The sequence below is a fragment of the Glaciimonas sp. GG7 genome (assembly GCF_052976905.1).
Genome location: NZ_JBRIIQ010000151.1, coordinates 1 through 6,491, shown reverse-complemented (window position 1 = coordinate 6,491; position 6,491 = coordinate 1). Strand labels below are relative to the sequence as shown.

The 6,491-nt window shown below is 52.0% G+C and carries 7 protein-coding genes and 2 pseudogenes; 3 read left to right on the top strand and 6 right to left on the bottom strand.

Features of this window, described 5'->3' with window-relative positions; translation table 11 throughout:
- Positions 1-988 (bottom strand): condensation domain-containing protein (locus ACVBEF_RS20035; RefSeq protein ID WP_447125677.1); only part of this gene is annotated, 988 nt, incomplete at its 3' end.
- Positions 989-1,387: 399 nt separating this feature from the next.
- Here ACVBEF_RS20035 and ACVBEF_RS20030 point away from each other — a divergent pair.
- On the top strand, positions 1,388-1,771 hold the full coding sequence (locus ACVBEF_RS20030; RefSeq protein ID WP_447125676.1) for an antitoxin Xre/MbcA/ParS toxin-binding domain-containing protein: 384 nt from the start codon (positions 1,388-1,390) through the stop codon (positions 1,769-1,771).
- Positions 1,749-2,442, top strand: a pseudogene (locus tag ACVBEF_RS20025) (RES family NAD+ phosphorylase). Before ACVBEF_RS20030 ends, ACVBEF_RS20025 begins: the two are co-directional and overlap by 23 nt.
- Positions 2,443-3,269: 827 nt before the next feature.
- On the opposite strand, the gene vapB reads toward ACVBEF_RS20025, so the two are convergent.
- On the bottom strand, positions 3,270-3,623 hold the full coding sequence (vapB, locus tag ACVBEF_RS20020) for a type II toxin-antitoxin system VapB family antitoxin (RefSeq protein ID WP_447125675.1): 354 nt from the start codon (positions 3,621-3,623) through the stop codon (positions 3,270-3,272).
- 47 nt (positions 3,624-3,670) lie between these two features.
- Between vapB and ACVBEF_RS20015 the strand changes: the two genes are divergently transcribed.
- Entirely contained in the window at positions 3,671-4,102 is a 432-nt protein-coding gene (locus tag ACVBEF_RS20015) for a universal stress protein (RefSeq protein WP_447125674.1), read from the top strand.
- 20 nt (positions 4,103-4,122) lie between these two features.
- Here ACVBEF_RS20015 and ACVBEF_RS20010 read toward each other — a convergent pair whose 3' ends face one another.
- The 4 genes and pseudogenes from ACVBEF_RS20010 to ACVBEF_RS19995 all read right to left on the bottom strand — a co-directional run.
- The gene (locus ACVBEF_RS20010; protein ID WP_447125673.1) at positions 4,123-4,371 is read right to left on the bottom strand and encodes a DUF2442 domain-containing protein; all 249 of its coding nucleotides are present in this window, start codon (positions 4,369-4,371) and stop codon (positions 4,123-4,125) included.
- Positions 4,355-4,513: pseudogene (locus tag ACVBEF_RS20005) on the bottom strand (DUF4160 domain-containing protein); the annotation flags it as partial. The pseudogene ACVBEF_RS20005 and the gene ACVBEF_RS20010, both read right to left, overlap by 17 nt.
- Before the next feature lie 171 nt (positions 4,514-4,684).
- Positions 4,685-5,677 (bottom strand): LLM class flavin-dependent oxidoreductase, encoded by a 993-nt coding sequence (locus tag ACVBEF_RS20000; RefSeq protein WP_447125672.1) that lies wholly within the window; start codon positions 5,675-5,677, stop codon positions 4,685-4,687.
- Between the two features lie 99 nt (positions 5,678-5,776).
- Positions 5,777-6,491, bottom strand: a 715-nt coding sequence (locus tag ACVBEF_RS19995) for an NAD(P)/FAD-dependent oxidoreductase (RefSeq protein ID WP_447125671.1), incomplete at its 5' end; no start/stop codon positions are given.

The following is a 6,491-nucleotide window of genomic DNA, read 5'->3' as shown; positions in this document are numbered from 1 at the left end:
CAACCGCTGCCATCGCGTGTGTAAACGGTTGCTGCCGATCGAGCGCAACCCCCACTGGAATAATGGACGAGAACATGCCGAAGGTATTTTTATCGCGCGCACTGCGGCCATGTATCGGCACGCCGATGACGACCTCGTCGAGATCATTGATGCGGGCGAAATACACACTGGTCAAGGCCAGCATGAAGTCCGACGCAGAACATCCATGCGCTGCCGCAAACGCTGTCATTTTCTTGAACAGGGGACGCTCGATCGACCAATAGAACTGTTCGCTGGGAGCCAGTGTTTCTGCCGAGAGCGCACTATCGCCGCTGACCAGCCGAGCCGGCAGTTGGGTAAACCGCTGACGCCAGAATTTCTCATCAAGCGCAAAGCGTGCAGAGGAGGAATAGTCTTGATCTTTGGCGATGAAATCCAAATAGGAGGGCGCAGCTTCGGCAGTTGTCGTATCGCGTCCGAGCAGCCGGTTATACGCGCTGGCAATGCTGGTAAAACTTTGCGTGCCACTGACACCATCGGCGATCAGATGGTGGTAGCACAGTAGCCAGTAATAGCGCGTAGGACTGGCGCGAATCAATGCCATTCTCCATAGCAGTCCACCATACAGATCGAACGGCTGCTTATGCATCTGATTCAAGTGATCCCGGGCATGTTGGTCAGCATCGGTTTCGTCAGAAAAATCCAGTACGGGTAAAACAAATTCGACTGACGGCAAAATATGTTGCTGCGGCATACCCTCAGTTTTTATTAATGTCAGCCGGGCTGCATCGTTTTCCATGACGAAATCTCGGATGGCTTGTTCCAGTACCAGCGGATCGATCGCGGCGTCGATTTGTATCGTCCAGCCAATGTTGTAATGCGGGGCATCAGGATTGAGCATCTGGTCGAGCCAGACGACTTGCTGCACGGAAGAAAGGGGATGGATGGATACTTGTGTTTCGTTCGACAGTACGCTTGATGCAGCAGATATTTCAACCGAATGTGGCATGAGCGTAATCTTTCTAATGAGCGTTTCGTTGACGTCAACGAGTGCAATTAAAACCGGAGGCAACCAGACCAGGTGTTTGTTTTATAGGCATCCTTTTTTTGTTGGAAAATGACGCGGCATTGGTTTCTCTCGCGCTTTCGGCATGGTCGTCGCGTTCCGGTCCGAACGCCCACACACGACTCCTCAATCTAGATGTGGAGATCGTTTGATCGACAGGAAATATCTTGTAGTGATATAGGAAAAATCTATATCAGTCATATTTAGTACAGAGATGTCTTAACTTGTTTAGTTCACGTTTATTTTTTTAAATTCAAAAAAAGCATTTAAGCGCCAATGAAAATATATTTCTAAAGAAATTATTATGATAATATATTTCTGTAGAATCAAAAGGAGCCCTTAATGCAAGCGCTACGAAAGTCACCGGAAACCTCAGAAGACGCAGAAAAAGTCCTGTCTAAAGCCGTCCTCAAAGCCGCTAATATTCTCAATATCAATCAAGCAGTGATGGCAAAAATATTGGGGATCAGCACCCCCACGGCATCGCGCCTGTTCAACGGCCATTACCATCTCAGCACAGCACGCAAAAGTGAATGGGATCTGGCGATTCTTTTCGTGCGCGTCTTCCGTTCGCTCGATGCCTTAATCGGTCATGGCGACGGTGCCAAAGCATGGCTGTCGGGGTACAACAAGGCGCTTAATGCCAGGCCGATCGATTTGATTATCAGCATCGAAGGCATCGTCCACGTTCTCAATTATCTGGATGCCTATCGTGGACGTATCTGATATTCAAACGATCACGATGTCCGGTTGGCGCGCCGTTGAGGGTCAGCATCTCATCGCAACGATGGTGCTGGCCGACTCCATCGACGAGCAGCACTTGCTGGAAACCATTCTGGAGACGTCCAAACCGCCCATCCCGCCGGAGGCAGCATCGCTGCATTGGCTGCTCTTCACACCGTTTCGCTACCCGCCCCTGCCAACCGGCTCCCGCTTCAGAGCGCCTTATGACCCCGGCGTTTTTTACGCAACTGACGAACAACGCACCGCCTGCGCCGAGCTAGGCTATTGGCGCTGGCGCTTCTTGATGGACAGTGAACTTGAGACGATCGAGCCGCTGCAACAAACTTTGTTTCAAAGTGCAATCAAAGGCAGCAGCATCGACTTGCGGCTTGCGCCCTATGTCGCCGAACGGGGCAAGTGGACGCACACGCAACTATGCGGCTTGTCAGGCGATAGGACGTGCGGCGCGGTTGCATGCTATTGAGATGGTGCGGTATGAATCGGTGCGCGACCCGGCTGCCAGCGGGTGTGTGGCGGTGCTTAGTCCTGGGGGATTTTCTGAGTTGAAACCAATCAAACATGAGACCTGGAATCTGTATGTCACGAGGACGAAGGTGATCTGGCGTGAGGAGAGTATTTTTTATGCTAAATCGTTTGAGTTTGGTATGGGGTGATCAAGGCGGTGACGTCCTCAACATGTACATTTGGTCTGACAATGATGGACTCGCTCATTGACCATTCGAGACTTCAATCAACAATATCCAGCACCAAACAATGAAACAAAACAGTCATCACAAAAAACTGCAATTTTCCTGTTGACCTCCGTTTTCAGTACGAGTAAGGTATCACCGTTCCTCAAAAAGGAATACAGGTTTGACAGCCTGTTTACATCAAACCCCGGGCCGTGCAATGCGGCCTGGGCCCTAAGTTCGCCCTCTCTGGGCGGCAGTGGCGGTGAAGCCTTCGGGCTTGCTGGTTTTTAGGTTTGGTGTCCAGTCTGTCAACTCCGTCATTTGTCGCCCACCCCCGTTTTTTTAAGCGGGAAGCTCAACTGAACTAAAGGATCGCATCATGCCTACTAGCAACTTCACGCAGCAGCGCAACAATCTCACCGATATCAAGCAACGTTTTTCCTGATCGACTACGTCAAACTGTTAGCCGACGCCTCCCAGGGCATCAACACTATTGTCGAAGTAATCGAAGCCAACGAGTTTTACCAATCCAAACCCCATCGCGATAACGCCGAAGCACAAGCCTTAGCGCTGAGCGCGGAGAAGTGCCAAGCATTGCAGACACTGGCGCTGCTCTCGGCCCGGTTATTGAGCACTTATGCGGCGCAAGAGGTGGAATTGATGGATGCGGGTAGCTGACGGCTGACGTATCTGCTTGTGCATTGATACTTGCACATCGCCGTTGATACGTAAAAAAAGAGAAGCTAGCTTCTCTTTTTATGCAATATCGAATCGGTTTACCTATTACCCAGTCCGCAAGCCGTAAAGCGTCAAGCCTGCACTTCACGCTCCGCCATAAAATCATCAGAGACGCTTTCAAATCCGATAAAAAAACTATCCCAGGTATGCGTGACGGGAGAAATGATGCGTTCATTGCCGACTGCCCGCACAGTGACTTTTTTGACGTTTTCGGGGAAGCGCAATTCGGCGGGAAGACGTACCGCCTGGGTACCATTATTTACAAACACAGTGCTTTGCGTCATATAACCTCCATGTGTATATAGCTTTCGTGTTGAACAAAATATCTGCAAAGAATACCCGCCTCTCCAAAATGCCGATGCCAGAAACTCCTCAAAAACCTTACCTCTGCCAAAGAATAAAAAGCGCACAATAAGAATATTCATTCACTGACTTCATGCGCCATGCATGAACACCGACATCAGGAGAGATTATGTACAAACGTATTTTGGTAGCCTACGACGGCACGCCCGACAGTCGCTCGGCGCTGCATGAATGCATACGGATCAATCCGCCCTCCTCGACTGAAATACATCTGTTAGCAGTCATTGAGTTTTCTCCGAATGGGATGGCCGGCGGGTATGCGCCGGAAATTACATGCGCGGTCAGAACGCAAACCATGGGTGAGGAATTGGCAGCCGGTCGTGCGCTGATGGTTGCTGCCGGATTAAACGTGGTCACGCATCTTGAAATGGGCGAACCGGTGGTGGTAATCGGTAAGCTGGCAGACGCGCTGGGGGTCGATCTTGTGATTGTGGGACATTCTCGCCAGCAGACGTTTGCACAACGTTGGTGGCGAGGATCGATGGATGCGCTGCTCGTTGAGAGGATCAAGTGCAGTATTTTGGTGGCTGTGCATAGTTAGCTACCAATCTACGACGCACCCTAAGCGGCTACCCGTGCAACATGTGTGGCATCGCCACGGCCTGCCAATAAGCCATCAATTGAAATATCCTCATCCAAGTCATCCCAATGAATACCGTTAGCCGACAATTCGTGCTGTTGACGTTGCTCCGGTGTGGCATGCAGCAATCTGGGGAACCATACCAATGGAACACCGAGTGTGCGGCCATCCGATAATTCAACCCACATACTGTTTTCGTCAAATTTGACGGATTTAGCAGAAGTATTCATTCCATGTTCTTTCAATAAGTGCAGCATTTTGTTCAACGACTTGCGCTAATTCACGTAATGTTTTGGCATCAAAGCCTTTGCTATTTGCCAAGCTCACTGTCGGATGCAACCAGAATTTTGCTTCCCCCTCACTATTACGAACATGCGCATGTAGCGGCTCTCTCGGACTACCCTCATTGGAGTAAAAAAAGAACCTAAATCCTTTATATCAAAAAATAACGGGCATTAAGTTCCTTAGGTCGTTTTGGAGTTCATTTGCTGTTACGCAAATTTTGAGTCCCTGAAACATAAATTCTACTCTTTCGAGAAGAATCTATCGATCCATCCCCCGCGCAATCTCAGCAATCATTTCATAAGACCGCACCCGTGCGCTGTGATCGAAAATATCCGACACCACCATCAACTCATCGGCCCCGGTCAAGGTGATCAATCGCTCCATCCCCACCCGCACGGTCTGCATAGAACCGACGATCGAATAGGCCAGCATGTGCGACGCCTGTGCTTTTTCGGACGGCGACCAATAGGTGGCAATATCATCAATCGGCGGCTTGCTCAGACCGCGCGTACCTCTGAACATATCGGTAAATGACATTTGTTGCGTGGTCGCGAGTCGTTGTGCCTCGGCGTCCGTCTCGGCGGCAATAATATTGATGCCGATCATGGCATGCGGCGCTTCTTGCTGTTCAGATGGATTGAATTGTGCGCGATAAATCTGCAATGCAGACGCCAGCGAATCCGGTGCGAAATGGGAGGCGAACGCATACGGCAAGCCCAGCTCGGCGGCGAGTCTGGCACCAAATGTGCTCGATCCTAAAATCCACAATGGAATCTGCGTGTTGGCACCCGGTGTCGCGATGATGCGCTGACCGGGCGTGACAGGACCCAGAAACGCCTGAAGTTCAAGCACATCCTGCGGAAAAGTTTCAGCGCTGGCGGGGTTATGGCGCAGTGCACGCATCGTCGCCTGATCAGTCCCTGGGGCGCGGCCCAAACCGAGATCGATCCGTCCGGGAAACAACGACGCGAGCGTGCCGAACTGCTCGGCAATCATCATCGGCGCATGATTGGGCAGCATCACGCCGCCTGCGCCCACCCGGATCGTGCTAGTACCAGCGGCCACGTGCGCAATCGCTACCGCCGTCGCTGCACTGGCAATGCCGATCATATTGTGATGCTCAGCCATCCAGAATCGGGTATAGCCGAAACGCTCGGCATGACCGGCGAGATCGCGGGCATTGTCGAGTGCGGTACGGGCATTGCTTCCTTCGGTAATACGAACCAGATCGAGAATCGAAATGGGGATCATTGGTGGGTCCTTGTCTGACTGCTGGTATGGGAGAAGGAGTATAGCCCTCCTCCCGATTTAATTTTGCCGAGGGCCAATAGTGGGGCTGGCGGTGACAAATCAGGACCCGGCGGCTAGCTCAGGCTTTGCCATCCACTCGCGTCCCTTTAGCATCGCCCTCCAATACAGTGGCGGCAAGATATGTTCTTTGAGGTGCCAGGCCAGTCGCGAGGGACGCGTTCCGTCAATCAACCAAGAGGGAAAACTGGGGGCGACCTTGCCGCCATAGGTAAATTCTGCCAAGACGATCTTGCCGCGTTCGACCGTCAGCGGGCAAGATCCGTAGCCATCGTAGCGAGCATGACCTTGCGCTTTGCCCATTGCTGCCAGCAAGTTGTGTGCAACAACGGGAGCTTGTTTGCGCACCGCTGCTGTCGTTTTGGCGTTGCCCGAATTGGTCACGTCACCGAGCGCATGAATGTTGTCCCACGTTTTGTGACGCAGCGTTGCCGGATCGACATCAAGCCAGCCAGCAGCATCAGCTAGCGCACTGCTGCGAATGAAGTCTGGCGCAACTTGCGGCGGCACTACGTGCAACATGTCGAATGGGCGGGTGATGGATTTCCGGTTGCCATCGGCCCCGAGATGGCTGAAGGTCGCCATTTTTGCTGGTCCGTCAACGCTGGTGAGCGTGCTGCCAAAATCGAGTTCGATCCCGTAGGCATCTACGTATTCCATCAGCGCCGGTACATATTCAGGGACGCCGAACAGTACACCCCCCGCACTACAAAACGCGATCTTGACTTGATCTAGCACCCCGCTGCGTTTCCAATGG

Bases quoted from the DNA above. Each gene is read 5' to 3' on its own strand.
- ACVBEF_RS20030 (WP_447125676.1), top strand. From the start codon at position 1,388: ATGCAAGCGCTACGAAAGTCACCGGAAACCTCAGAAGACGCAGAAAAA.
- vapB (WP_447125675.1), bottom strand. From the start codon at position 3,623: ATGAATATTCTTATTGTGCGCTTTTTATTCTTTGGCAGAGGTAAGGTT.
- ACVBEF_RS20015 (WP_447125674.1), top strand. From the start codon at position 3,671: ATGTACAAACGTATTTTGGTAGCCTACGACGGCACGCCCGACAGTCGC.
- ACVBEF_RS20010 (WP_447125673.1), bottom strand. From the start codon at position 4,371: ATGAATACTTCTGCTAAATCCGTCAAATTTGACGAAAACAGTATGTGG.
- ACVBEF_RS20000 (WP_447125672.1), bottom strand. From the start codon at position 5,677: ATGATCCCCATTTCGATTCTCGATCTGGTTCGTATTACCGAAGGAAGC.